The organism is Acinetobacter pittii, from assembly GCF_034067285.1.
In the GTDB taxonomy this organism is placed as follows: domain Bacteria; phylum Pseudomonadota; class Gammaproteobacteria; order Pseudomonadales; family Moraxellaceae; genus Acinetobacter; species Acinetobacter pittii_E.
The window spans coordinates 68,735-94,018 of record NZ_CP139286.1 but is presented as its reverse complement, the minus strand read 5'-3'; the positions used below and the strand labels follow the sequence as shown (position 1 = coordinate 94,018).

Genomic DNA, 25,284 nt, shown 5'->3' with positions numbered 1-25,284 from the left:
GTTATACATGTCAACTACCGTCATTATTCTTGCTGCTGGCAAAGGAACGCGTATGCGTTCTCAGCTTCCTAAAGTACTACAACCTTTAGCGGGTCGCCCACTTTTAGGACATGTCATTCAAACAGCAAAAAAAATACTCGCAGAAAATATTATTACGATTTATGGACATGGTGGTGACCACGTCAAACAAACTTTTTCACAAGAAAATATTGAATGGGTTGAACAAGCAGAACAATTAGGTACAGGCCATGCAGTACAAATGACCTTACCCGTACTTCCTAAAGACGGTATTTCATTAATTCTTTATGGTGATGTACCTTTAGTACGTCAAACAACGCTCGAGCAACTTGTTGAAGAATCAAGTAAAACGGGTATTGGCATGATTACTTTACATGTCGATAACCCAACAGGTTATGGTCGTATCGTTCGTCAAGAAGGCAAGATTCAAGCGATTGTTGAGCATAAAGATGCAACAGAAGCTCAGCGCCAGATTCAAGAAATCAACACCGGTATTTACTGTGTTAGCAACGCAAAACTTCATGAGTGGTTGCCTAAACTTTCAAATGAAAATGCGCAAGGCGAATATTACCTAACCGATATCGTGGCAATGGCTGTTGCAGATGGACTAGAAATCGCATCTATTCAACCAGAACTCGCATTTGAAGTTGAAGGTGTCAATGACCGTTTGCAACTGGCTGCACTTGAACGTGAGTTTCAACAACAGCAAGCAAAAGAGCTTATGCAACAAGGCGTAACTTTTGCCGACCCTGCACGTTTTGACTTACGCGGTACTGTGAAAGTTGGACATGACGTTCGTATTGACGTCAATGTGGTTATTGAAGGCGACTGCGAGCTTGGTGATTTTGTCGAAATCGGCGCTGGTTGTATTTTAAAGAACACCAAAATTGCAGCAGGCACTAAAGTTCAGGCTTATAGCATTTTTGATAGTGCGGTTGTCGGTGAAAATGCTCAAATTGGACCATTTGCACGCTTACGCCCAGGCGCTAAATTGGCAAATGAAGTACATATTGGCAATTTTGTGGAAGTTAAAAACACAACAATTGGATTGGGTAGTAAAGCTAACCATTTCACCTATTTAGGTGATGCAGAAATCGGTGCTGAATCAAACATTGGGGCAGGTACGATTACTTGTAATTATGACGGTGCAAATAAACACAAAACCACTATTGGCGATGCCGTTTTTATCGGTTCTAATAGCTCGCTGGTTGCTCCGGTGACCATTGGGAATGGCGCTACAGTTGGTGCGGGTTCTGTGATTACGAAAGATGTAGCCGAACAAAGTCTCTCCTTTGAACGTGCGCAACAAATTTCAAAAGCAAATTATCAACGTCCCCAAAAGGTTAAAAAATAAGAGGATTGAAGTATGTGTGGTATCGTCGGAGGCGTTGCAGAACGTTGTGTAACCGAGATTTTAATTGAAGGTTTAAAACGTCTTGAATACCGTGGTTATGATTCTGCGGGTGTTGCTTTATTAAATAATCAACAAATTTTACGTGAGCGCCGTGTAGGTAAAGTCATCAACCTTGCAGATGCTGTTGCTGAACACCAGCTTACAGGGGCGATCGGGATTGCACATACACGTTGGGCAACGCACGGTAAACCAACTGAAAATAATGCTCACCCGCATATGTCTGGTAAGGTTGCTGTTGTACATAACGGTATTATTGAAAACTATCAAGAATTAAAAGATGACCTTCAAGCTTTAGGTTATGTTTTTACTTCTCAAACAGATACTGAAGTTGTTGCCCACTTAGTTGCTGAAGCACTAAAAAGCACAGATAGCCTTTTAGAAGCTGTCGAAACTGTTGTACCGCAACTTAAAGGTGCCTATGCGTTAGGTATTATCCATAGCGACTATCCAGATGAACTGATTACTGTACGTGAAGGTTCACCTTTAGTGATTGGTGTAGGTATTGGTGAAAACTTTATTAGTTCAGACCAATTAGCCCTTTTACCAGTGACTAACCGCTTTATGTACCTAGAAGAAGGTGATATTGCACGTCTTACTCGTACTTCAATTGAAGTATTTGCAAATGGCGAGCGCGTTGAACGTCCAGTGCGAGAGCTTGATGCAACCGTAAGTAGTGCATCAAAAGGTGAATACAAACACTACATGCTCAAAGAAATTTATGAGCAACCAGAAGCAATCAAGCAAACGATTTCTCAAGCGCTTGATGGCAATAGCTTACGTGATGATTTCTTGAAAAATGCTGATGCAGATTTCAATAAAATTCAAAGCGTACAAATTATTGCATGTGGTACAAGTTACCATTCAGGAATGATTGCGAAATATTGGTTTGAGCAACTCATTGGCGTGCCTTGCCAAGTTGAAATCGCAAGCGAATTCCGCTATCGCACTCCTGTAATTGTTGAAAATACACTTTATATTTGTATTTCTCAGTCAGGTGAAACAGCCGATACTTTAGCGGCACTACGTGAAACTCAAAAACGTGCAAAAGCAAACAATATCGATATTCAAACTTTGACTATCTGTAACGTTGCTACGTCTTCAATGGTTCGTGAAACTGATCACCACTTATTGACTCTTGCTGGTCCTGAGATTGGTGTTGCTTCAACTAAAGCGTTCACGACTCAGCTTGCTGCGCTTATGTTGTTAATCTTGAAAATTGGTCAAGTGAAACAACGTATTAGCCCTGCTCTGCTTGAAGAAATTACACGTGAATTATGGCACAGCCCGAAAGTTATTCTTGATACGCTTAAGAATGACCCAGAAATTTTGCGTTTGTCTGAATTATTCGTTGAGAAAAATCACTGCTTATTCTTAGGCCGTGGCACGAATTATCCAATCGCATTGGAAGGCGCATTAAAGCTCAAAGAAATTTCATATATCCATGCTGAAGGCTATGCAGCTGGTGAGTTAAAACACGGCCCATTAGCACTTGTTGATAATGAAATGCCAATCGTGATTCTTGCACCAAATGATGAAATGCTTGATAAGCTAAAATCGAATATGGAAGAAGTTCAGGCACGTGGTGGTGAATTATTCGTTTTTGCTGATGAAAATAGCGGAATCAATGAAAAAGACCGACAACATGTTGTACATATTCCAGCAGTAAATGAATGGCTTGCACCAATTATTTATAGCGTACCAGTTCAGTTATTGTCTTATCACGTTGCTGTATTACGTGGTACAGACGTTGACCAGCCACGTAACTTGGCGAAGTCAGTAACTGTAGAGTAATTCAAAAAAGATCATTATTAAGACATCTTTTGCTTTAATAAATGATTGATTAAGCCCGATATGTATATTAATGCATATCGGGCTTTTTATAGGTCTACTGCTTTTACAGACAACTTCTCAGATAACAAAGAAAAAATCACGTCCGCAACTTTCAACCGCTCTGAACTGGTCCAAATAATATGATTTCCCTCATTTGGACTTTCTGAATTTAAATCATATCTCTTTAATTGACGCATTAAATGCGCTGTAACTGCTTCTGATGGCTCAATAATTTGGATATCAGAGCCAACAAGGTCCTGAATAATGTTTGAGACGAACGGATAGTGTGTACATCCTAAAATAATCGTATCAACTTTTTGCTCGACCAGCGGCGCCAAAATATTTTTTAAATAATCCTTCACTTCCGCGGTATGTGCTTTACCCGTTTCAATTTTTTCGGCTAAACCAATACAAGGCACTAAAGACACTTTGATATCTTGTGCGTAAGTTTCAATTAAACTTTTTAAGTTTTTACCCTTAACTGTGGTTGCAGTCGCCAAAACAGCAATGTGCTTACTTTGTGTGATTGCTATAGCAGGTTTTACCGCTGGTTCTATGGCAATAAGCGGCACATTAATTTGCGATCTGATTGTTTCAATCGCTACAGCCGTCATGGTGTTACAAGCTATCACGATCGCTTTGCATTTGCCATGAGCAACTAAGTTTGAAATTAAATGCGTGGTTCGAGAAACAATCCAGTCGCTTTCTCTGTCGCCATATGGGACATATTTCGAGTCGGCGAAGTAGATAATATCTTCATTCGGAAGGGCCTGCCGAATGTGCTTAAAGAGAGACAGCCCACCTAAACCAGAATCAATCATTCCAATCGGGTTATTCTTCTGGTTCATTATTTTTCCAATTTAAAATTTTAAAAGAAACTATATTTTTCATTATTATATTATGTTTTCTATCCGTTTTTAAATCAGGCCCAACGAGGACCTGACCTAAATTTCGAATTTTATTTTAAGCTGCCACTTTTTGTTCCTTAATCCAATTTTTAATACGTGCATCCAATATATTTAAAGGCAATGTTCCTGCATTTAAGATCATGTCATGGAACGCTTTTATATCAAAACGGTCTCCAAGCTCCTGTTTGGCTAGCTCTCTTAGCTCTAAAATTTTGAGTTGGCCCATCTTGTATGCCAATGCTTGGGCAGGAATAGCAATATAGCGGTCTGTCTCTGCCTGAATATCAGGCTCATCTAAAGCTGAGTGTTCTCTCATGAAATCAATCATTTGCTGACGGGTCCATTTTTTATAATGCACGCCAGTGTCTACCACTAACCGACAAGCACGGAATAACTCACTCGAGAGCCTTCCATAATCTGAAAGCGGGTCTTTATAAAAACCCACATCCTTACCCAATTGCTCTGCGTAAAGTGCCCATCCTTCAATATAAGCTGTATGGTTGGGTTGCTTTCGGAACATCGGTAAATTTGGTAAGTTTTGGGCAATATCAATCTGCATATGGTGGCCGGGAATGGCTTCATGGTAAGCGGTCGCTTCCATTGATATTTTGGAACGTTCAGAGAAGTCCCCTGTATTCACATACACTTGCCCAGGGCGTGAACCATCAGGTGTGCCTTGGTGATACTCCGCACCTGCCGCTTCTTTTTCTCGATATTGCTCTACAGGCAAAACTTCGACTTTATTTTTGGGTAGTAAACCAAACAGCTTCGGCAACTCTGGTTGCATTTGGGCAATATACCCGCGATAAATCTCTAAAATTTCTTTACGAGATTTTGGGAAAACAGCGGAATTTGTTTTTAAGGATTGTTGGAAACTTTTTAAGTTATTGAAACCTTGTGCTTTGGCAATTTTCAGCATTTCCGCTTCTATACGAGCAACTTCTTTTAATCCGAGCTGATGAATAGTTTCAGGGCTTTCAGAGGTTGTCGTATTATTTTCTACATAAAAGCGATAGAGCTCGTCACCGTTTGGCAAGCTCCATATACCCTCGTGTTGTCGTCCATAGGGTAAGTAATCTTTCTTAATAAACGTCCCGAGTTTTTGATAGGCAGGCCGAACATTTTGATCTATGGCCTGTAGTATTTCACGGCTTAAACGTTCTTGTTCTGTTTTCGAAATGTTTTTTGGGAATTGCTTTAATGGAGAAGCAAACACACTGTCTTTCCCTGCGGGAGTTGCAATGCTATCAATCTGCTTTGCCACCTTTTCAATTAAATACTTGGGTGGCATCAAGCCGTCTTTTTGTCCTTGTTTCGCTAACTGAATACCTTGATCAAGAATAAGAGGAATTTGTTTTAAACGAGCAATATAATCTTGATATTGCTTCGCATTATTAAATGGAATCGAACTAATAAATCCCGGAAACTGTAAATGTAGCCCCCACATTTGATTGAAAGGCATCTCATAGAGTTTCAAATCATAATTTTTAAGAGTCTCTTTCAACTGATAAATCATTAAATCTTTATTTAATTGATCAGTTGCTGAAAACCCTGTGCTATCAATTGCTTCAAAACGTTTTAAAAAATTTTGCGTAGTTTTTTTATCTTTCTCGATCTGATTTTTTGAAAGCTCAGTCCATTGCTTGTTGTAGCGTAAATCTCCTAAAGTCGTTGCAGTTTCAGGATTATTTTTCAAAGTATATTCCCATTGTTCTTGTAAAAGCTGGTTTAAAGCTTTCACCCGAACAGAGACATCACTATTGGGTTTAGATTGTGATTTTTTGATGGTATTTGTATTTATTTCGGGGGTTGCAGCACCAGAAGAATGAGATATCCAAAATAAAACACTGATACAAGCAAAATGTAAGGTTCTGTTTTTCATTTAATTATCCAGAAATATTTAACGAAGGTTAAAATAAAGACAAAACAAATTACGTGCCAAGCAGCCTATAAAATGGTGTAAAAATCGAGTATTTTTTTAACTCAATGATTTTATAAATTAATTTTCTTTTTAATTATATTATTTATAGTTGCTATCTATATTCCGTATCTGAATTTAATGATCCAGAAACTAAAAAAAGCGCACATGAGCGATCTCAGTGCACTTTTTTATTTCTACATTAAAAATTGTTTCTCAAGAAAACAAATATTGATAAACAATATACGCAGCCAGTTTTGCTGTTCTATTGTCTAAATCAAATTTTGGATTGCACTCAGCAATATCTAAAAGTTTGATTTTTCCAGTCTCCTGAATATGCTTAAGAATTGCTTCAAAAGTAGCTAAATCAATTCCTTTTACAGCAGGTGCACTGACTCCGGGTGCAATCGCAGCCGCGAAGACATCTAAATCAATCGTAACGTACAAACAGTCTACTTTTTCGATAAAAGCATCAACTGCCGCGAGCACGTTATTTAGGTTAAAAATATTAACTTCATGATCGCGTAAATATGAACAATTCAACGCATCGGCTGTATCAAACAAAATTTTAGTATTGGCGTGGTTAGCAACCCCAATACATAAATAATTAAATTGTTTTTGATGTTGCTCAGATAGTTTTGCTGCTTGTAAAAAAGGTGTTCCAGAGGTGGCATGCTCTGCTTCACGCAAGTCAAAATGGGCATCAAAATTAATAATGCCTATTTTTTTATCTGGCGCGTGAGCTTGTACATATTGGAACAGGCCGCTAAAGCTGCCAAATGCAACCTCATGTCCACCGCCTAATACAATCGGTTTTAAACCATTTTGTAGGCTATTTGCGACTTGCTCCGCCAACTCTGTTTGGGCTTGCTCTAGATTGCCATATTCACAGGTCACTGTACCCAAATCGACCATACTGACTGGACGATGAATGGGTAAATTGGCAAGTTGAGTACGAATTGCATCTGGTGCATCGGCAGCGCCGACCCGGCCTTTATTACGCTTCACGCCTTCATCAGAGCTAAAACCAATCAGCGCAAATTCAGCGTGTTGAGTTTTGTTCATGATATGGTGGATACGTTGGTGTGCTTCACCCTCGCCATCATGGCGGCCTTGCCATTTAAATGTGTGATTCATGTGACACCGTTTAAAAAATAACTTCTTGTCCATGCTGAACGACTCGCTTAGGCAAATCTCCGCCCAGCCAGTAAACAATTTCAGATGGATGCTCAATATCCCAAGCCACAAAGTCAGCGACTTTGCCCTGCTCTAGACTGCCGTGCGTTTGTTCTAAACCAAGTGCTTGTGCCGCATGAATGGTGACACCCGCTAAAGCTTGCTCAGGTGTTAAACGGAATAACGTACTGCCCATATTCAGCATTAAACGTACAGAAAGTGCTGGAGATGTACCCGGATTTAAATCACTCGACAGCGCAATACGCACGCCATGCTTAATCAGACTTTCAATTGGTGGGTATTGTGTTTCACGCAATAAATAAAAGGCACCCGGCAATAACACAGCAACCGTACCCGACTCTGCCATTGCTTTGACATCATCTTCGGTCATGTACTCTAAATGGTCAGCCGACAAAGCATGATAACGTGCTGCTAAGCTTGAGCCGCCTAGTGATGAAAGCTGTTCAGCATGAAGCTTAACGGGTAGACCCAATGATTGTGCCGTTTTAAAAACACGTTCGACCTGAGCGGGTGAAAAGGCTAAATGCTCGCAAAACGCATCTACTGCATCGACTAAACCTTCAGCATGTAGTTTAGGCAACATTTCTGTACAGATATGCTCGATATAAGCATCGCTTTGGTCTTTATACTCTGGCGGTAACGCATGTGCAGCCAAACAGGTACTTTTGACCGTCATCGGTAATTTTTCACCAATTTGACGGATTACACGCAGCATTTTGCGCTCGTTTTCGTAATTGAGTCCGTAGCCAGACTTAATTTCAATGGTGGTGACACCGTCTTGCTGCATACAGCGAATACGTTTTAGTGCTGAGTTTAAGAGTTGTTCTTCACTGGCTTCTCGGGTTGCGCGTACTGTACTTGCAATACCGCCACCGCTTGCTGCAATTTCCGCATAACTTACGCCTTGTAAGCGCTTTTCAAACTCAACACTACGGTTGCCACCAAATACACTATGCGTATGGCAGTCGATGAACCCTGGGGTTACCCAAGCGCCTTTTAAATCAACTGTTTCGGAATATGTGTCAGTAGGAAGTTGTTGTTGTTTTCCAATCCAGTGAATGAGATGCCCTTCTGTGACAATTGCAGCATCTTCAATGTAGGAATATTGCCCATTTTGCATGGTCGCAATGTGGCAATTTTGCCAAAGTTTTTTCATTAGCCCTTCCTCAAAACTGCCCAATAGTTCAACCATTGGGCAGTTCATTTGTTAGCTTTCTATCTCAACATTTTGCTGGATAGGATTACTTTCCTTTCCCAAGCTTTGCTCTGGCTTTACCCAAATGCGATAAGCAATTGTTAACAGAGCAAGCCAAGTGATTCCTACATAAATTGCAGGACGTGAATCTGGGAAATACCCCATCATGACTAAAATGAACGCCATAAAACCAATCGCAAATGCAGGTGCATATGGCCAACCCCATACAGGGAAATCCAGTGCCTTAATTTCAGCAGTAGACAACTTACGGCGCATTGCGACTTGCGAAAGTAAAATCATGAGCCACACCCAAACGGTTGCGAAAGTTGCAATCGACGCAATGATCATGAATACATTTTCAGGAATCAGGTAATTCAGTACGACACCAATTAATAGCACACCAGCCATAACCACTACGGTCATCCATGGCACGCCATTACGTGATAATTTCTGAAAAACTCGAGGCGCTTGACCACGATTTGCCATACCATAAAGCATACGGCCAGCACCAAACACATCACTATTAATTGCCGAGATCGCAGCTGTTACCACCACCATATTTAAAATATGCGCAGCAGATGGAATTCCTAGATTTTCAAAAATTTGTACAAATGGACTACCTTGGCTACCAATTTGATTCCATGGGAAAATCGACATCAAAACAAAAATGGTCAGTACATAGAAAAGTAGAATACGTACTGGAACAGCATTAATCGCTTTTGGCAAAGTTGTTTTCGGGTCTTGTGATTCACCTGCCGTAATACCAATAATTTCGATACCACCGAACGCAAATACCACCACAGATAAACATGCAACCAAGCCTGCAATCCCATGCGGCATAAAGCCATCATAAATCCACAAGTTTTGAATACCCGGTACTACACTGCTATGGTCAGCATGGAAGCCGTAGAACATTAAGCCTATTCCACCTAAAATCATGGCAACAATCGCACTCACCTTGACAATAGAAAGCCAAAACTCGAGTTCACCGAAGACTTTAACGTGAATCAGGTTAATTGCACCCAAGAACATAATCAGGGATAAAATCCAGATCCACCGTGGTACATCGGGATACCAGAACCCCATATAAATACCAAAAGCAGTCACATCGGCAATCGCAACAATCACCATTTCAAAGACATAAGTCCAGCCTGTCGTAAAGCCAGCCAAAGGACCAATGTACTGTGATGCATAGTGGCTGAATGAGCCAGAGACGGGATTATGGACAGCCATTTCACCCAATGCGCGCATAACGATATAAATTGCAATCCCTGCAACGATATACGCAAGTAAAACTGAAGGCCCTGCCATTTTAATGGCAGTTGCCGAACCATAGAAAAGCCCAGTTCCAATTGCTGAGCCCAATGCCAAGAAACGAATATGGCGGGTGTTTAAACCCCGCTGTAGTGTGGAGTTTTGTGACATTATAATCTCCAATCCTTGAGGATATTTAGTTAGATTCGGCCACTCCATGTGACCGTTTTATCAATCACACTTCAGATAAACTAGGGAGTAGTTTTGGAATAATTAACTCGTTTAGGCAGCCGCTTGAGAGTAATTCACTTGCTTGCTCAATATCAGGAGCAAAGAAACGGTCTTCACTGTAGTAAGGCACTTGAGCGCGCAAGATTTTACGAGCTTGTTCAAGTTTAGGCGAGCTTTTTAAGCCTTCACGGAAGTCTAGACCCTGACAAGCGCCTAACCATTCAACAGCTAAAATGCCACGGACGTTGTCAGCCATATACCAAAGACGTTTACCAGCATTCGGAGCCATTGATACATGGTCTTCCTGATTCGCTGAAGTTGGCAAGCTATCAACACTTGCAGGATGTGCAAGTGCCTTGTTGTCACTCGCAAGCGCAGCAGCGGTCACTTGAGCAATCATAAAGCCTGAGTTCACACCACCATTTGCCACCAAGAACGGTGGAAGCTGTGACATGTGACGGTCCATCATCATTGAAATACGACGTTCAGACAGTGAACCAATTTCTGCAATTGCCAATGCTAAATTATCTGCCGCCATTGCTACAGGTTCTGCATGGAAGTTACCACCAGAAATCACATCACCTTGTTCAGCAAAAACAAGCGGGTTATCCGATACAGCATTTGCTTCAATTTCTAAAACTTCAGCCGCCTGACGGATTTGGGTTAAACATGCACCCATCACCTGTGGTTGGCAACGTAAAGAGTATGGGTCTTGAACTTTGCTACAGTCTTCATGTGAATGTGCAATTTCACTCGAATCAGTCAATAGATCACGATAAGCCGCAGCCACATCAATTTGACCGCGTTGGCCACGTACTTCGTGAATGCGCGCATCGAATGGTGCACGTGAACCTAGCATTGCTTCAACGCTTAAGCCCCCACAAACCGTTGCAGCTGCAAATAAATCTTCAGCTTCAAACAAGCCACGTAAAGCATAAGCGGTTGAAACTTGTGTACCGTTTAAAAGTGCTAAACCTTCTTTAGCTGCTAAAGAAATCGGTTCTAAACCTGCAACTTTTAAAGCTTCAACTGCTGGTAACCATTCACCCTTATAACGCGCTTTACCTTCACCAAGTAACACTAAAGACATGTGTGCAAGTGGTGCCAAGTCACCTGAAGCCCCTACTGAACCTTTCAGTGGAATGTGTGGGTAAACTTCGGCATTAATTAAAGCCAACAATGCATCAATCACTTTACGACGAATACCAGAGAAACCACGCGCCAAGCTATTTGCTTTCAATAGAATGATTAGACGAACCATTGCATCATCAAGTGCTTCACCAACACCTGCGGCATGTGAAAGAACCAATGAACGTTGTAATTTTTCTAAATCTTCAGGAGCAATTTTGGTTGAAGCGAGTAAGCCAAAGCCCGTATTAATACCGTAAGCTGTACGTCCTTCATTTACAATTTTCTCAACACAAGCCACGCTTGCATTAATTGCAGATGAAGCACTTTCATCTAATTTAACTTTGATCGGATTGAGGTACGCTTGACGTAAATCGGCTAAGGTCAGTTTTCCCGGTTGGATCAATAATTCCATGTTGGCTTCCTAATTTTTTGCACTATATTCTGCTGAGACGGTGCTTTTCACAATTGCAAAAAGCACCGCCAGTTCTTCCGTGTATTTTTATTGCGTGATCATTGGCAAGTGTAGGCCTTGCTCTTTCGCACAGTTAATCGCAATTTCATAACCTGCATCGGCATGACGCATAACACCTGTTGCAGGGTCATTGGTTAGTACGCGAGCAATACGTGCAGCAGCTTCATCTGTACCATCACACACAATCACAACGCCTGAGTGTTGAGAGAAGCCCATACCTACACCGCCACCGTGATGTAAAGACACCCAAGTTGCGCCGCCCGCTGTATTTAACAATGCGTTTAATAAAGGCCAGTCTGATACTGCATCAGATCCGTCTTGCATTGCTTCAGTTTCACGGTTTGGACTTGCAACTGAACCTGAGTCTAAATGGTCACGACCAATCACAACTGGAGCTGATAATTCACCGCTACGAACCATTTCGTTAAATGCTAAACCAAGTTTTGCACGTAAGCCTAAACCTACCCAGCAAATACGCGCTGGTAAGCCTTGGAAGCTAATGCGTTCACGAGCCATGTCTAACCAGTGATGTAAATGCTCATCATCAGGAATTAACTCTTTAACTTTGGCATCTGTTTTATAAATATCTTCTGGGTCGCCAGACAACGCTGCCCAACGGAATGGACCAATACCACGGCAGAACAATGGACGGATGTATGCAGGTACGAAACCTGGGAAATCAAAAGCGTTTGCTACGCCTTCATCTTTCGCCATTTGACGAATGTTGTTGCCATAGTCAAATGTTGGCACACCCATTTTTTGGAAATCGAGCATCGCTTGTACATGCTTAGCCATCGACTGTTTTGCAGCTTTTACAACAGTTTCTGGTTCAGTTTTTGCACGTTCACGATATTCATCCCAAGTCCAACCTACTGGTAAATAGCCATTGAGTGGATCGTGTGCACTTGTTTGGTCGGTCACCATGTCTGGACGTACACCACGGCGAACAAGCTCAGGTAAAATTTCAGCAGCGTTACCATGAAGCGCAATTGAAATTGCTTTGCCTTCTTTTGTATAGCGGTCAATACGCGCTAAAGCGTCATCTAAATCAGTTGCTTGTTCGTCTACATAACGGGTACGTAAACGGAAATCGATACTTGCTTGTTGGCATTCAATGTTTAAAGAACATGCACCTGCAAGTGTTGCAGCTAAAGGCTGAGCACCACCCATACCACCTAAACCGGCAGTAAGTACCCAACGACCTTTTAAGTCACCGTTGTAGTGTTGGCGGCCTGCTTCAACGAAAGTTTCATAAGTACCTTGTACAATGCCTTGGCTACCGATGTAGATCCATGAACCTGCTGTCATTTGACCGTACATTGCAAGTGCTTTTGCGTCTAACTCGTTGAAGTGTTCCCAGTTTGCCCAGTGCGGTACAAGGTTTGAGTTTGCAATTAAAACACGAGGTGCATCTTTATGAGTTTTAAATACACCTACTGGTTTGCCTGATTGAACTAATAAAGTTTCATCAGTTTCAAGATTTTTTAAAGTATCTACAATTTTGTCGAAACATTCCCAGTTTCGTGCTGCACGGCCAATACCACCGTATACAACCAACTCTTTCGGGTTTTCTGCAACGTCCGGATCAAGGTTATTCATCAACATACGTAATGGAGCTTCAGTTAACCAACTTTTAGCCGTCAATTCAGTGCCGCGTGGCGCACGAATTTCTACATCACGAAATTTTGTTGTCATTGTTGTCACAGGCGGACTCCTTCCTTTGAGCTTACATCAGCAGAACATCACTTGTTTCTGCATTTGTATAGTAATGTATTAACTTGTATATACATCTATATACTACACAAATATTTTTCGGCGTGAAGAGGGTTGCTCATATTTTTTTAAAAAAATTGAATAAGCTTATGAATTAAATTAATTTATTTTTATAACTGGCATAAAAAAAGCACATGCCTTTTCACTAGACATGTGCTTTTGAATAAGCAAATTATTTAAGTTTTAACGTTGAATTAGCTCAATAACATAACAACTTTTTGCCTGAATTTGAGTAAAATGAACCGATGTTACCCCAGTATTTTTTTCAATTTTTAAAGTCTCATGGGCAGCAATTTCAAAGGAATGCTCATCAACGTTCACTTGTGTCTCACCACCCTGGTTAAAGATAAAAATTAGATCTGCCGAGCTAATAAATGTCTGCTCCGCTGCCTCATTCAACCACTGAAAACGAGCATAAAACTTTGCTGGATCATAAATTAAATTTAAATCTCGAATTGCACCGTCTACCAGTTCACTTTGGATCTGACTCTCACCATGAAAAGCAAAAATATCGCCTTGGTTTAGCGTCTTGGCAGGAAGATCATCGACATGCAGAACCATGCCCTGTCCATCGAGTACACTAATAATTCGCTGCTTATTGGGAAATAGCGAAAATGGCCCAGAAGTAGTTACATCTGCCATCGAAATGCGCCACTCAAAGTCAGCCTCACCTTGGCTTCGAGCAATTTCTAAAGTGAAACCCGCACCATTTTTCCAAAGCATTTTTGTATATTGATCGGCCCTGATCAATTCAATCATGGATTAAATTTCCCTTCGAGATAATAGCGGCTGCCCGGATAGATCAAACGTGCACTTGAAATGAGTTGTTTATTTGACCATGTACGGCGACGGATGAGTAAACATGGTTCAGCTTTGGTGATCTTCAACCACTTGCACTCTTGAGCAGATGCTAAAACGGCCTCGACAATATGCTCACCTTCCGTCACAGGCGCTTTTGCCATGAGGTAAGCATTAGGCGTAATCGTTTTAAAATCTTGTTGTAGATAATCTGGAATCAGTGCTGCATCGACTAAACGATCTTCGACCTGAACAGGCACATCATTTTCATAATGCACAATAATCGAGTGAAATAATCTTTGCCCTTCGCGAGTCTGCATTAACACGCTTTGCTCTGCATTTGCATAAATTTGTTCTAAGACTAAAACTTCAGCGTGGTGCTTATGGTTTCGTGCAATAATCTCATCGGCGATATTATTAATCTGAAAAAGTGCAGTACGGCCCTGTCCTTCGGCTACGAAAGAACCAACGCCCTGAATTCGCACAAGCAAGCCCTCAGTGGTTAACTCACGTAGCGCACGGTTTACCGTCATACGGCTACAGCCGAGTTGATTAACGAGTTCACTTTCCGAAGGAATTTTTTTATTTACAGCCCACGAGCCTTCATAAATTTTTTGTGAAATTAGCTGTTTGACGCGTTGATATAAAGGAACTGGACTATCAGCTTCAATCGAAAGCTCAGCATGTTCTTGTTTTGATGTTCTGGGCATAACAAATACTCAAAAAGGCAGCAGGCAAAAAGGTATTTTAGTTGACATGCTATGTATATACAACTACATACAACATGTTAATTGATGAATTAAATAGATTTTAAAAAGTTTAAAAAATAAACATAGCTCAATAAGAGCTAATTTAAAGTTTTATGTAGAGAAATTCAAATATATTAGGCTTTTATCAATATTTATTTAATAGTTATTTCTGCTAAGACTATGCTCAATTCAAGGATGTAAAAAGTATCATCTTTTCTAATTTACGAAACGCTGCTTAAAATTTTTATTTAAAATAACTGATCGATAGTATTCTTCTGCCACACAGTATATTAATAAAACTGGAAGCACATCGAATGCGTAATTATAAAATAGATATTCTCCGAGGAATTTCTATCCTTTTGGTTCTTTTACATCATTTTAATATTCCCTATAAACTTAAAGACACATGGTTAGGTTTTGATTTCTTAGGTGAAGCATTTAGCACAGTCATCGCAAGAAACGGAAATTATGGCGTCACCATGTTTTTTGTGATTTCGGGTTTTTTAATTACCCATCACACTTTAAAAAGAGATAAACAATTCTCCGCAATTAATCTCAAGCATTTTTATATCAGACGGGCAGCGCGTATTTTACCGTGTCTAGGATTACTCATTTTAGGGGTAAGTCTACTTGGGTCATTTGATTTAAAACCTTTTATGAACCAAGCCCCGAATGGCATTGAGGTCTCTTATCCATTAACAATTTTTGCAGCTTTAACCTTCTGGATGAATATTCTGATTATTAAATTCGGTTGGGTAAACTATGCTTTAGGCGTGTTGTGGTCGCTCTCTGTAGAAGAAGTTTTTTACTTTGTTTTTCCATTATTGTGCCTGCTCACGCGTAGTAATAAGCTCTTTATTGCTGTACTGATTGGAGTAATTTTATATGGGCCTTATTTTAGATCTCTACATTTTGGAGAAGAAAGCGGCGCCTATTTATATCATTATTTTTCGAGTTTTGATGGCATAGCGATTGGCTGTTTAACTGCCATTTTTTCTCATACATATCGACCAGACTGGACTTATAAAAAACCTCTTTCGTGGTTGATTATTTTGGGCATGACCGCTCTATATTTATATGCGCCAATTAAAGAAGTGAGTACATGGGGGATTAGCTTATTTGCTTTTGCCACAGGCTTACTGATTTTGTGTTTTCAACATCCTTCAGGAGCGCAAGCGCATAATCTATTTACCAAAGTCATGGTCTGGTTGGGGCAAAGAAGTTATGAAACTTATTTGTTCCATCTGGTTGTGCTGGGGCTTATGAAAGTTGCTTTTATTCCGGCTCAAACCGACGCTAGCATCAAAATTATGCTTTTAATTGGCTATTTGGTTCTGACTTTCATCATTAGCGCAGCAATTGAAAAATATTATTCCACCCCACTTAACAACTACATTCGAAAGGTTTTTATTAAAGATAAATCATAGAAATAAAGCCCCTTTAAAATAGGGGCTTTATTTTATTAAGCGATCAACATGGTTTCATTATCTTGCTTAAAAGGATTAGACCAGCTCTGCCAAGCTTGTGGTCCTAAAGCCATTTCTTCATCATTTAACAAGCAACGATCTAAACGTTGTATTAAGGCTTGCTCATCCATTTGCATACCAATTAAAACCAGTTCCTGACGTGCATCACCTGTGCGGGCATCCCAGTTTTTCTTAATTTCTTCAATACTGGCTAGGTCACTCGGCCAGTCTTCTTCTGCAACGGCCGCCCACCAGTAACCTGCTAAGCCGTGGCGAGCCATTGCTCCCGCTTGTGACCATGAATAAGCCAATGTCGGTTCAGCAGCCAACCAGAAAAAGCCTTTAGAACGGACGACACCCGGCCATTCAGACTGTACTAAATCATAAAAACGCTCGGGATGGAAAGGTCGACGTGCACGGTAAACAAAGCTACTGATTCCATACTCTTCAGTCTCTGGCGTATGCTCGCCGCGCAACTCTTTTAACCAGCCTGGTGCTTGTGCGGCTTCATCAAAATCGAATAGCTGTGTATTTAATATTTTATCTAAAGCAATCTTTCCAAATTGAGCAATTTCAATTCGAGCACGTGGATTGAGAGTTTTTAAAATTGCGATGAGCTGGTTTTGCTGAGCTTGGTCAATCAAATCAATTTTATTCAGCACAATCACATCACAAAACTCGATCTGATCGATAAGAAGGTCAACCACAGTTCTTTCATCTTGCTCGCCTAATGATTCACCACGCTCTTGTAGTAAGTCAACCGAACTGTAATCTTTAAGAAAGTTAAAAGCATCGACTACCGTGACCATGGTGTCAAGTCGAGCGAATTCATTTAGAGAGTTTCCATCTTCATCTTCAAAGGTAAAGGTTTCTGCCACAGGTAAAGGTTCTGAAATGCCAGTAGACTCAATCACCAATTGGTCAAAGCGTCCTTCATCAGCTAAACGCCTCACCTCAACCAGTAAATCTTCTCGTAGCGTGCAACAGATACAACCATTACTCATTTCAACCAGCTTTTCATCTGTTCTTGAAAGCTCTGCTCCACCTTCGCGTACTAATGCCGCATCAATATTTACCTCAGACATATCATTGACAATCACGGCAATACGGCGGCCTTCACGGTTATTTAAAATATGGTTGAGTAATGTGGTCTTTCCTGCACCCAAAAAGCCTGACAAAACAGTGACTGGAAGCTTGGCAAATGAGTTGGCGATTGCAGTGTGCATGGCTTGATCTCTTTGAATAATCTTTAAACTGATCATGGCTGGCCATTTAAATATGGCCAGATCACAGGCGTAATCTATTTCTAAACCATAATAATGTTATGTTATAACATAACTATTGATCAAGTTTTTATTCCAGTTTTATTTAAGCTAACACTCTTAGTATTTGAAAAAATTGCTTTTATAGTCACTGACAAATTGAGGTTCTATAGTGATGGTCAGATCCCCATGAACGGAACCCTTGGCTATCAATATGAATTTGTCCCGAAGCATAAACACCTAGCCCCATATTAAGTGCTTGGCCCTTTGTTTCCCAGAACTGACACAGTTTGGTTTTGGTTTGTTGAATATTAAACTGGTCTAAATCACTCGGCTGTTCTGGGCCAATTCTAAAATCAAGTGCTGCATTAAAGACATGTCGGGAAGCATCCGCACCACCTGCACAGCGGTTTAAAGATAAAGCACGGTAGACCGAAGTCACTTCAAAATCATTAATTACACCAGCGTCAACTAACGCTTTTAAAATGCTAAGTGTCGGAACAATATTGGACCAAATTTCTCTTGGTGGCACCGCATAAGGCTCGACTCCACATTTTTGCCAGTCTCGAGCTGAACGTAATAACTCATGATCTGGAACTAAATCGGCAAGACCCTTTTGCTTAAGAAATTGCTTGTAAGCTTGCACAGACTGCCTGTGATCGCCTGTAGCTAACCATGCAACATACGCCTCGGGTTGAGGCTTTATTCTGACCACTGGTTTTGTAGGTTGAGGTAAAGAGGTCTGGGTGTGCAGAGGAATTGTTGGCTTGGGAGTTTGAGTACTACACGCTGTGAGAGATAAAAAAAGTAAACCTAAATAACGCTTCATAAATATGCTCTATCTTCACCAAAAATGGGAAAATTGCTCATCATTAAATTGAAGAAATGTTATATTATAACAATAATAAAATCCTTTAATTTCTGTTGCTAAATTTTAAAAATAAAAAAGGACGCCTCTCGAACGTCCTTTTTTTAAGTACAACTCAATAATTTATTAAATATCTGCTTCTAAAGCGCGTATAGACTGCTCAGCTTTTAATTTCCGGCGTTTAAATTGATAAGCCACCATCAAACACAAAATCCAGCCAGGAATCATCATGACCGCAACACGCATATCTGGTGTTAAAGACATCACGATCAAAATGCCAAGCATAAATAATATGCATAGATAGTTGCTAAACGGATACATAAAGCTTGGGAACTTGGTTGTTTGCCCTTGGCGCTGCATATATTTGCGGAATTTTAAGTGCGTCCATGAAATGACTACCCAGTTAATCACAATCGCCGCAACCACCAGCATCATCAGTAAACCAAATGCTTTTTCAGGGAAAATATAATTTAACAGTACACATAAAATAGTGACTGCCGCAGAAAGGATCACTGCGTTGGTTGGAATACCGCGTTTATTAATACGTGCAAATACTTTTGGTGCATTTCCTTGTTGTGCAAGGCCCAATAGCATACGGCTACTGCAATAACTTGTGCCGTTATAAACTGAAACCGCTGCTGTCAAAATGACAAAGTTCAATAACGTTGCAATGCCTTGGCTATCTAAAGAAGCAAAAACCATCACAAACGGGCTTCCGCCTTGTGCCATTTGATTCCATGGGAATAGCGAGAATAAAACAAAAAGTGTCGCAATATAGAAAATCAAAATACGGTAAATAATTTGATTCACAGCTTTAGGTAAAGTTTTATCAGGGTCACGTGCTTCAGCCGCAGTAATACCGAACAGCTCAATACCACCAAAAGCAAAAATAATAACCGCCATTGCCATGACTAAGCCTTCAACACCAAACGGGAAGAAACCGCCAAGTGCCCAGAGGTTCGAAATGCTTGCCTGTGGACCTGCTGTGCCTGTTGCAAGTAGATATGAACCAAAGCCAATCATTGCAAGAATCGCCAAGATTTTGACAATAGAAAACCAAAATTCCATTTCGCCAAAAAACTTAACGTGGAGCAGATTAATGCCATTAATTAAGACAAAGAAGGTTAAAGCAGATGCCCACGTCGGGATTTGCGGCCACCAATATTGAATGTAAAGACCAATTGCACTGAGTTCTGCCATGCAGACGAGGACATTGAGTACCCAATAGTTCCATCCTGACATGAACCCGGCAAATGGTCCCCAATATTTGTAGGCAAAATGACTAAAAGAACCACTTACTGGCTCTTCAACCACCATTTCACCAAGCTGGCGCATCATTAAAAAAGCAATAAATCCTGCAATGGCATAACCGAGGATGACCGATGGACCTGCTAATTTAATCGATTGTGATATACCAAGAAAAAGCCCTGTGCCAATCGCCCCACCCAATGCAATAAGCTGGATGTGCCGATTACTCAAACCATGTTTCAGGTTTCCTTGCTCTTGTGCTGACATATGATTATTCTCATCCGTGTCACGTAATTTTTTTCCAATAAATTACGTATATCATAAATTGATCAAACTTTCATAGAGATTGATGAAAAAATAATTGCGTGACTTTTCTCAAGAACGCGAATGAAAACAGAAAATACAAGAAATGACAATTATTATGAAATGTGTAATTAAATTATGTATTGCGTAATTTGATGAATTCAGTATTATAGAGACATGAAGCAATTGGTTGTGCTCGGTCTATATCAAACTCATAAGACCAAAGATGATCTAAGCAAAGGTTAAAAACTTATTGAGTAGCTCAGTCCTAGACCGAACTTTTATTTGTATAAGACCCGAGATAAAGACAAGGACGCGAAAATGGAACAAAAACTAAACTCTTTTATTGAAGTTTCACCTCAATCAGATTTCACTATTCATAATTTGCCTTACGGTATTTTTAGTAGAACTAACGAAAGTGATCGTCAAGTTGGTGTAGCAATCGGTGATTGGGTGATTGATCTCGCTGCGCTTGAAAAGCACGGGCTTTTAAAACTTTCAGAACAAGACACATATTTTAACCAGCCTACACTGAATAAATTTATCGAGTCTGGCAAAGCCAACTGGTCAAAAGTTCGTAAGACACTACAGTCTCTTCTCTCGGTTGAAAATTTAACACTTCAAGAAAATGAAGCATTGCGCCAAGAAGTTTTGGTTAAACAAGACAGCGTAACTTTGCATTTACCACTTCAAGTCCCGGGTTATACCGATTTTTATTCTTCTAAAGAACATGCGACCAATGTGGGCTGTATGTTCCGCGATCCTAAAAATGCTTTACTGCCAAACTGGAGTGAATTACCTGTTGGTTATAATGGCCGTGCTAGTTCTGTTGTAGTCAGTGGTACTCAAATCGTTCGTCCATCTGGACAAATTAAGCTTCCAAATGAAGAGCGCCCAGTTTTTTCAGCGACACGTAAACTCGATTTTGAACTTGAAACAGCATTTGTTATTGGTAAACCAACGGAGCTTGGGCAACCTATCTCGATTGAAAATGCATGGGACCATATTTTTGGAATGGTTTTGCTGAACGACTGGTCAGCACGCGATATCCAGCAATGGGAATATGTTCCACTTGGACCCTTTAACGCAAAAACTTTTGCAAGTTCGATTTCTCCTTGGGTAGTCACGCTTGAAGCACTTGAGCCATTTAAGGTGGAAGGCCCAAAACAAGAGCCTAAACCTTTAGCGTATTTACAAGAAAATATCGCAAATAGTTACGACATTAATTTGAGTGTTGAAATTCAAAGCCCGAAATCAGCACAACCTGATGTGATCTGCAAAACCAATTTCAAATATATGTATTGGTCAATGGCTCAGCAGTTGACTCACCACACGATTGCAGGCTGTAACGTTCAGGTCGGTGACTTGATGGGCTCAGGTACCATTTCTGGTTCTACGCCAGATTCATATGGCAGCTTGCTTGAGCTGACTTGGAACACCACCAAGCCTTTAACACTCGCCAATGGTGAAACTCGTGGTTTCTTGCAAGACGGCGATACCCTGATCATGAAAGGTCACTGTGAGAAAAATGGTATTCGCATTGGCTTTGGCGAGGTTCGAAACACGGTTCTTCCTGCATTAACTTTCGATTTTGCAGAAACTTCGGAGCCTGACTATGAAGCTGTATAGTTACTTTCGTAGCTCTGCAGCTTACAGAGTACGGATTGGCCTCAACATTAAAGGCTTAGCTTATGAGACTGTTCCAGTTCATCTGGTAAAAAATGAACAGCAGAGCGAAGACTATTTAAAGTTAAACCGCAGTGCTCTTGTGCCGACCTTAATTGATGGTGGTTTAACCTTGTCTCAATCGTTAAGTATTTTGGAATATTTGGATGAGCAATATCCAGAAACCAAGTTACTTCCAAGTGATGTGCAAGAGAGAGCCAAAATCCGTGCCTTTGCCCAAGCAATCGCCTGCGATCTTCACCCATTAAACAACTTACGCGTACTGAAATATTTAAAAAATGAATTAAATGTTTCAGATGAGCAGAAAAACTATTGGTATCAGCACTGGATTATTGAAGGCTTTCAAAATCTCGAACAGCAACTTCAAGATTCAAATGGACAATTTTGCTTTGGACAACAAGCAACAATTGCGGATTGCTGCCTAATTCCACAGGTCTACAACGCGAAACGCTTCAAGATTGATTTATCTGCGTTTCCAAAAGTTGAATCGATTTATCACCATTGTTTGTCTATCCCAGCCTTCTATAACGCGGCGCCAGAACAACAACCAGATTGGGAATAGTAAAAAGGAGTTTTAATATGACATTTGCCATTAAAAAAATACATCACGTTGCATATCGTTGTAAGGATGCGAAAGAAACTGTTGAGTGGTATAAAAAAATGCTCAACATGGACTTTATTTTAGCTTTTGCTGAGGACCATGTACCTTCAACTAAAGCCTTTGACCCATATATGCATTTATTTTTAGATGCCGGCCAAGGTAACGTTTTGGCATTTTTTGAATTGCCAACTCAACCGGAAATGGGGCGCGACGAGAATACGCCTCAATGGGTACAACATATTGCTTTTGAAGTTGAAGACTTAAATGCACTGATGGCTGCCAAGCAACATTTAGAAGAAAATGGTGTGAAAGTTTTAGGCGTGACCAACCATGGCATTTTCCACTCAATTTACTTCTTTGACCCAAATGGCCACCGTTTAGAGCTGACTTATAACGATGTGCATGCTGAAGAAAAAATTGCGAAAATTACTGAAGAGATGAAAGTTGAAATGCTAGAGGAATGGAGCAAAACTAAACGCGCTCCGCACCACACTCATTTCTTACATGAAGAAGAGTTAGGAACCTAATTTTAAAAGAGCGAACTAAAAAGTCGGCATTGATTAGAATTGTTTTTAACGAGCAGTTCTATATCAATGCCGATTTATATTATTTAATACTGCTAAATTTCTAGAAAATTGCGCTATAAATAAGAGCATAGTGATTTTAGAAAATTGTTGATTATTAAACATGTCAATTTCGCTAATAGAAAAAGGTGATTTCTATTTTTCACTAGGCTCAGGCATGATGTAAAACGCGCCAATTTCAATTTATGTTTTGATCGTCACTATTTAACAGCTGAAGTAAATTTATTAAGGGTATTTAAATGATTGAAGAAAAAGTATCTGGGGGGGTTCAATCACTTGAAGTCGGTTTATCTGTACTAAACGCCCTTTTGGAACACAATCAACCTATTATTCTCAAAGATCTATCGAGCAAGCTCGACATGCATCCTGCCAAGGTACATCGTTATCTGGTCAGCCTTATTCGTATGGAATATGCAAAACAGCTTGATGATGGGCAATATGCTTTAGGTGATCAGGCATGGCGCTTAGGTCTAAACTGTGTTCAGCATAGCGACACACTACAGCTGGTACAGCATTTAATTTACGACCTACAAAACAAAATTGGTTGCGGCATACAAATCAGTAAATGGTCACCGAAAGGTCCTGTCGTGGTTCAATCGATTGAATCGAACCACCCTATTTCGATTGTCACTAAAGTCGGCTCAATTATGCCTTTAGTCAATTCTGCTGCGGGACGTCTATTTGCTTCTTATCTTCCAGAGCATTTTGTTCGTCCTTTAATGGAAGCTGAATGGCAAAAGCATCAAGAACTTGGATTGCACATCGCACCACGAAACTGGCAAGAGTTTACAGAGCTCAAAGACACTATTCGCCAACAACAAATGTCGGCAGCGAAAGGTGATTTACTGACGGGGATTAATGCGGTGGGTTTACCTGTGTTTAACTCAAACCAGAGCATTGAGTTTTGTATTGTCGCATTGGATAGTGAAATGTTTTTACCAGTCGACCCTCACAGTAAAACGATTGAAATCTTGAAAAATGAAGTAAACCTCATCAATCAATATATTAAAAGCCGCTAATCAATAGCGATAAAAAAAACCAAGAGATCAACTCTTGGTTTTTTTAGCTCAGGAATAAAGCTCAGCTTATTTATTTAGTTTCTAAAACACCACGGCGAATCTGGTCACGTTCAATCGACTCGAACAATGCCTTGAAGTTACCTTCACCAAAGCCATCATCATCTTTACGTTGAATAAATTCAAAGAAAACTGGACCAATCATGTTTTCAGAGAAAATTTGTAATAACAGCTTTTTCTGACCGTCTTTAGTATTACCATCGAGCAAAATACCGCGCTGTTTTAATTCATCAGTCGGTTCACCATGCTCAGGTAAACGATCTTCTAGCATTTCATAATACGTATTTGGTGGCGGAGTCATAAATTTCAGACCCAGGCCTTTTAACTTATCCCAAGTCGAGATTAAGTCATCACAAATAAATGCGATATGCTGAATACCTTCACCATTAAAGTCAGATAGGAACTCTGCAATTTGGCCGTTTCCTTTGTCCGAATCTTCGTTTAGAGGAATACGAATCATGCCGTCTGGCGCTGTTAATGCTTTAGACGTTAAACCTGTATATTCGCCTTTAATATCAAAGTAGCGAATTTCTTGGAAGTTGAAGATTTTTTCATAGAAGTTTGCCCAATACTCCATACGGCCTTTGTAGACGTTATGAGTTAAGTGGTCAATCTCGTTTAAGCCTGCCCCTACTGGACGTTTCTCGGCATCATCAAAGAAAACAAAGTCATTTTCATAAATATCACGGTCAACTAAAAAGATTGGCATGCCACCAATACCTTTAATTGCCGGAATGTTGAGCTCCATTGGCCCAACTTTTGAATACATTGGTTCAGCACCAAGCTCTACTGCTTTTTGGAAAGCTTTTGCTGCATCACGTGTTTTAAAACCCATCGCACAAGCAGATGGACCATGTTCATTAAAGAAGAATGAAGCATAAGATTCTGGCTGATAATTCAGGATAATATTGATATTTCCTTGACGCCATAAGTACGCTTCTTTCGATTTATGCTTGGCTACTTTTGAAAAGCCGATCGTTTCAAAAACTGGATCTAATTCATTTTCTTTTGAAACAAATTCAATAAATGCAAAACCGCATAATTCTAATGGGTTCTCTAAAATATCCATCTAGTTTCCCTCTGGTGATTACCTGTTCCGTTTATCTCTATTGCTGATGAACTCAGCTCCTTTCTCTATAGAATACGTCGTCATTGAGTGAGTATTTGAACCGTCAAAATGCCTTAACCCAACGCATCCTATGAGAAAAAAACGAGTCGCTAAAACGAAGATATGATGGGCGTAAAGCCTTTGATGATTAATTTCCGTTCCATGTGGTGTTTATTTTCCATACACACTGTCCT

The 25,284-nt window shown here is 40.3% G+C and carries 20 protein-coding genes; 7 read left to right on the top strand and 13 right to left on the bottom strand.

Going from position 1 to position 25,284, the window contains the following annotated elements:
- Positions 1-7 precede the first annotated feature (7 nt).
- Together glmU and glmS are read left to right on the top strand one after the other, a co-directional pair.
- Entirely contained in the window at positions 8-1,372 is a 1,365-nt protein-coding gene (gene glmU / locus SOI81_RS00420) for a bifunctional UDP-N-acetylglucosamine diphosphorylase/glucosamine-1-phosphate N-acetyltransferase GlmU (protein WP_320541091.1), read from the top strand.
- A gap of 12 nt (positions 1,373-1,384) precedes the next feature.
- On the top strand, positions 1,385-3,223 hold the full coding sequence (glmS, locus tag SOI81_RS00415) for a glutamine--fructose-6-phosphate transaminase (isomerizing) (RefSeq protein WP_239976869.1): 1,839 nt from the start codon (positions 1,385-1,387) through the stop codon (positions 3,221-3,223).
- A gap of 86 nt (positions 3,224-3,309) precedes the next feature.
- On the opposite strand, the gene murI is transcribed toward glmS, so the two are convergent.
- From murI to hutC, 9 genes are all read right to left on the bottom strand, one after another.
- Positions 3,310-4,110, bottom strand: coding sequence for a glutamate racemase (gene murI, locus SOI81_RS00410; RefSeq protein WP_320541090.1), 801 nt, complete (start codon positions 4,108-4,110; stop codon positions 3,310-3,312).
- A 115-nt stretch (positions 4,111-4,225) separates the two neighbouring features.
- The gene (locus SOI81_RS00405; RefSeq protein ID WP_320541089.1) at positions 4,226-6,052 is read right to left on the bottom strand and encodes a DUF885 domain-containing protein; all 1,827 of its coding nucleotides are present in this window, start codon (positions 6,050-6,052) and stop codon (positions 4,226-4,228) included.
- A gap of 252 nt (positions 6,053-6,304) precedes the next feature.
- Positions 6,305-7,225, bottom strand: coding sequence for a formimidoylglutamase (gene hutG / locus SOI81_RS00400; protein WP_239976874.1), 921 nt, complete (start codon positions 7,223-7,225; stop codon positions 6,305-6,307).
- Positions 7,226-7,235: 10 nt separating this feature from the next.
- Complete coding sequence (gene hutI, locus SOI81_RS00395; protein WP_239976876.1) at positions 7,236-8,441, bottom strand: imidazolonepropionase; 1,206 nt, start codon at positions 8,439-8,441, stop codon at positions 7,236-7,238.
- Positions 8,442-8,492: 51 nt separating this feature from the next.
- Positions 8,493-9,905: an amino acid permease gene (gene proY / locus SOI81_RS00390; RefSeq protein WP_016142696.1), complete on the bottom strand. Its 1,413-nt coding sequence runs from the start codon at positions 9,903-9,905 to the stop codon at positions 8,493-8,495.
- A 64-nt stretch (positions 9,906-9,969) separates the two neighbouring features.
- Positions 9,970-11,508: a histidine ammonia-lyase gene (gene hutH, locus SOI81_RS00385; protein WP_000421598.1), complete on the bottom strand. Its 1,539-nt coding sequence runs from the start codon at positions 11,506-11,508 to the stop codon at positions 9,970-9,972.
- A gap of 87 nt (positions 11,509-11,595) precedes the next feature.
- Positions 11,596-13,263, bottom strand: a complete 1,668-nt coding sequence (gene hutU, locus SOI81_RS00380; RefSeq protein ID WP_239976878.1) for a urocanate hydratase — start codon at positions 13,261-13,263, stop codon at positions 11,596-11,598.
- Between the two features lie 261 nt (positions 13,264-13,524).
- A complete protein-coding gene (locus SOI81_RS00375) occupies positions 13,525-14,100 on the bottom strand; it encodes a HutD family protein (protein WP_224992217.1) in 576 nt (191 codons plus the stop codon).
- Positions 14,097-14,849, bottom strand: coding sequence for a histidine utilization repressor (hutC, locus tag SOI81_RS00370; protein ID WP_199985820.1), 753 nt, complete (start codon positions 14,847-14,849; stop codon positions 14,097-14,099). The genes SOI81_RS00375 and hutC overlap by 4 nt, the downstream gene beginning before the upstream one ends.
- A 353-nt stretch (positions 14,850-15,202) precedes the next feature.
- Here hutC and SOI81_RS00365 point away from each other — a divergent pair, with 353 nt between their 5' ends.
- Positions 15,203-16,315, top strand: a complete 1,113-nt coding sequence (locus tag SOI81_RS00365; protein WP_239976244.1) for an acyltransferase family protein — start codon at positions 15,203-15,205, stop codon at positions 16,313-16,315.
- A gap of 35 nt (positions 16,316-16,350) precedes the next feature.
- On the opposite strand, the gene zigA is transcribed toward SOI81_RS00365, so the two are convergent.
- The 3 genes from zigA to aroP form a co-directional block, all read right to left on the bottom strand.
- Complete coding sequence (gene zigA / locus SOI81_RS00360) at positions 16,351-17,616, bottom strand: zinc metallochaperone GTPase ZigA (protein ID WP_320541088.1); 1,266 nt, start codon at positions 17,614-17,616, stop codon at positions 16,351-16,353.
- Between the two features lie 148 nt (positions 17,617-17,764).
- Entirely contained in the window at positions 17,765-18,445 is a 681-nt protein-coding gene (locus SOI81_RS00355) for a YcbK family protein (protein WP_239976248.1), read from the bottom strand.
- Between the two features lie 165 nt (positions 18,446-18,610).
- A complete protein-coding gene (aroP, locus tag SOI81_RS00350) occupies positions 18,611-19,999 on the bottom strand; it encodes an amino acid permease (protein ID WP_057065560.1) in 1,389 nt (462 codons plus the stop codon).
- A gap of 357 nt (positions 20,000-20,356) precedes the next feature.
- On the opposite strand from aroP, the gene fahA reads away from it, so the two are divergent.
- The 4 genes from fahA to araD all read left to right on the top strand — a co-directional run bounded on the left by fahA (position 20,357) and on the right by araD (position 23,925).
- Positions 20,357-21,664: a fumarylacetoacetase gene (gene fahA / locus SOI81_RS00345; RefSeq protein ID WP_239976249.1), complete on the top strand. Its 1,308-nt coding sequence runs from the start codon at positions 20,357-20,359 to the stop codon at positions 21,662-21,664.
- On the top strand, positions 21,651-22,283 hold the full coding sequence (maiA, locus tag SOI81_RS00340) for a maleylacetoacetate isomerase (RefSeq protein ID WP_239976250.1): 633 nt from the start codon (positions 21,651-21,653) through the stop codon (positions 22,281-22,283). The genes fahA and maiA overlap by 14 nt, the downstream gene beginning before the upstream one ends.
- Before the next feature lie 17 nt (positions 22,284-22,300).
- Entirely contained in the window at positions 22,301-22,849 is a 549-nt protein-coding gene (locus SOI81_RS00335; protein WP_016142686.1) for a VOC family protein, read from the top strand.
- A 296-nt stretch (positions 22,850-23,145) separates the two neighbouring features.
- Positions 23,146-23,925, top strand: coding sequence for an IclR family transcriptional regulator (araD, locus tag SOI81_RS00330; protein WP_239976251.1), 780 nt, complete (start codon positions 23,146-23,148; stop codon positions 23,923-23,925).
- 70 nt (positions 23,926-23,995) lie between these two features.
- Here the strand turns inward: araD and hppD are convergent, their stop codons facing one another.
- Positions 23,996-25,051 carry a 4-hydroxyphenylpyruvate dioxygenase gene (gene hppD / locus SOI81_RS00325; RefSeq protein WP_032054566.1) on the bottom strand — a complete coding sequence of 352 codons (1,056 nt, stop codon included), beginning with the start codon at positions 25,049-25,051 and terminating at the stop codon, positions 23,996-23,998.
- Positions 25,052-25,284 lie beyond the last annotated feature (233 nt).

Excerpts from the sequence above, each read along its gene's own strand:
- glmU (WP_320541091.1), top strand. The coding sequence starts at position 8 with ATGTCAACTACCGTCATTATTCTTGCTGCTGGCAAAGGAACGCGTATG.
- glmS (WP_239976869.1), top strand. The coding sequence starts at position 1,385 with ATGTGTGGTATCGTCGGAGGCGTTGCAGAACGTTGTGTAACCGAGATT.
- murI (WP_320541090.1), bottom strand. The coding sequence starts at position 4,110 with ATGAACCAGAAGAATAACCCGATTGGAATGATTGATTCTGGTTTAGGT.
- SOI81_RS00405 (WP_320541089.1), bottom strand. The coding sequence starts at position 6,052 with ATGAAAAACAGAACCTTACATTTTGCTTGTATCAGTGTTTTATTTTGG.
- hutG (WP_239976874.1), bottom strand. The coding sequence starts at position 7,225 with ATGAATCACACATTTAAATGGCAAGGCCGCCATGATGGCGAGGGTGAA.
- hutI (WP_239976876.1), bottom strand. The coding sequence starts at position 8,441 with ATGAAAAAACTTTGGCAAAATTGCCACATTGCGACCATGCAAAATGGG.
- proY (WP_016142696.1), bottom strand. The coding sequence starts at position 9,905 with ATGTCACAAAACTCCACACTACAGCGGGGTTTAAACACCCGCCATATT.
- hutH (WP_000421598.1), bottom strand. The coding sequence starts at position 11,508 with ATGGAATTATTGATCCAACCGGGAAAACTGACCTTAGCCGATTTACGT.
- hutU (WP_239976878.1), bottom strand. The coding sequence starts at position 13,263 with ATGACAACAAAATTTCGTGATGTAGAAATTCGTGCGCCACGCGGCACT.
- SOI81_RS00375 (WP_224992217.1), bottom strand. The coding sequence starts at position 14,100 with ATGATTGAATTGATCAGGGCCGATCAATATACAAAAATGCTTTGGAAA.
- hutC (WP_199985820.1), bottom strand. The coding sequence starts at position 14,849 with ATGCCCAGAACATCAAAACAAGAACATGCTGAGCTTTCGATTGAAGCT.
- SOI81_RS00365 (WP_239976244.1), top strand. The coding sequence starts at position 15,203 with ATGCGTAATTATAAAATAGATATTCTCCGAGGAATTTCTATCCTTTTG.
- zigA (WP_320541088.1), bottom strand. The coding sequence starts at position 17,616 with ATGATCAGTTTAAAGATTATTCAAAGAGATCAAGCCATGCACACTGCA.
- SOI81_RS00355 (WP_239976248.1), bottom strand. The coding sequence starts at position 18,445 with ATGAAGCGTTATTTAGGTTTACTTTTTTTATCTCTCACAGCGTGTAGT.
- aroP (WP_057065560.1), bottom strand. The coding sequence starts at position 19,999 with ATGTCAGCACAAGAGCAAGGAAACCTGAAACATGGTTTGAGTAATCGG.
- fahA (WP_239976249.1), top strand. The coding sequence starts at position 20,357 with ATGGAACAAAAACTAAACTCTTTTATTGAAGTTTCACCTCAATCAGAT.
- maiA (WP_239976250.1), top strand. The coding sequence starts at position 21,651 with ATGAAGCTGTATAGTTACTTTCGTAGCTCTGCAGCTTACAGAGTACGG.
- SOI81_RS00335 (WP_016142686.1), top strand. The coding sequence starts at position 22,301 with ATGACATTTGCCATTAAAAAAATACATCACGTTGCATATCGTTGTAAG.
- araD (WP_239976251.1), top strand. The coding sequence starts at position 23,146 with ATGATTGAAGAAAAAGTATCTGGGGGGGTTCAATCACTTGAAGTCGGT.
- hppD (WP_032054566.1), bottom strand. The coding sequence starts at position 25,051 with ATGGATATTTTAGAGAACCCATTAGAATTATGCGGTTTTGCATTTATT.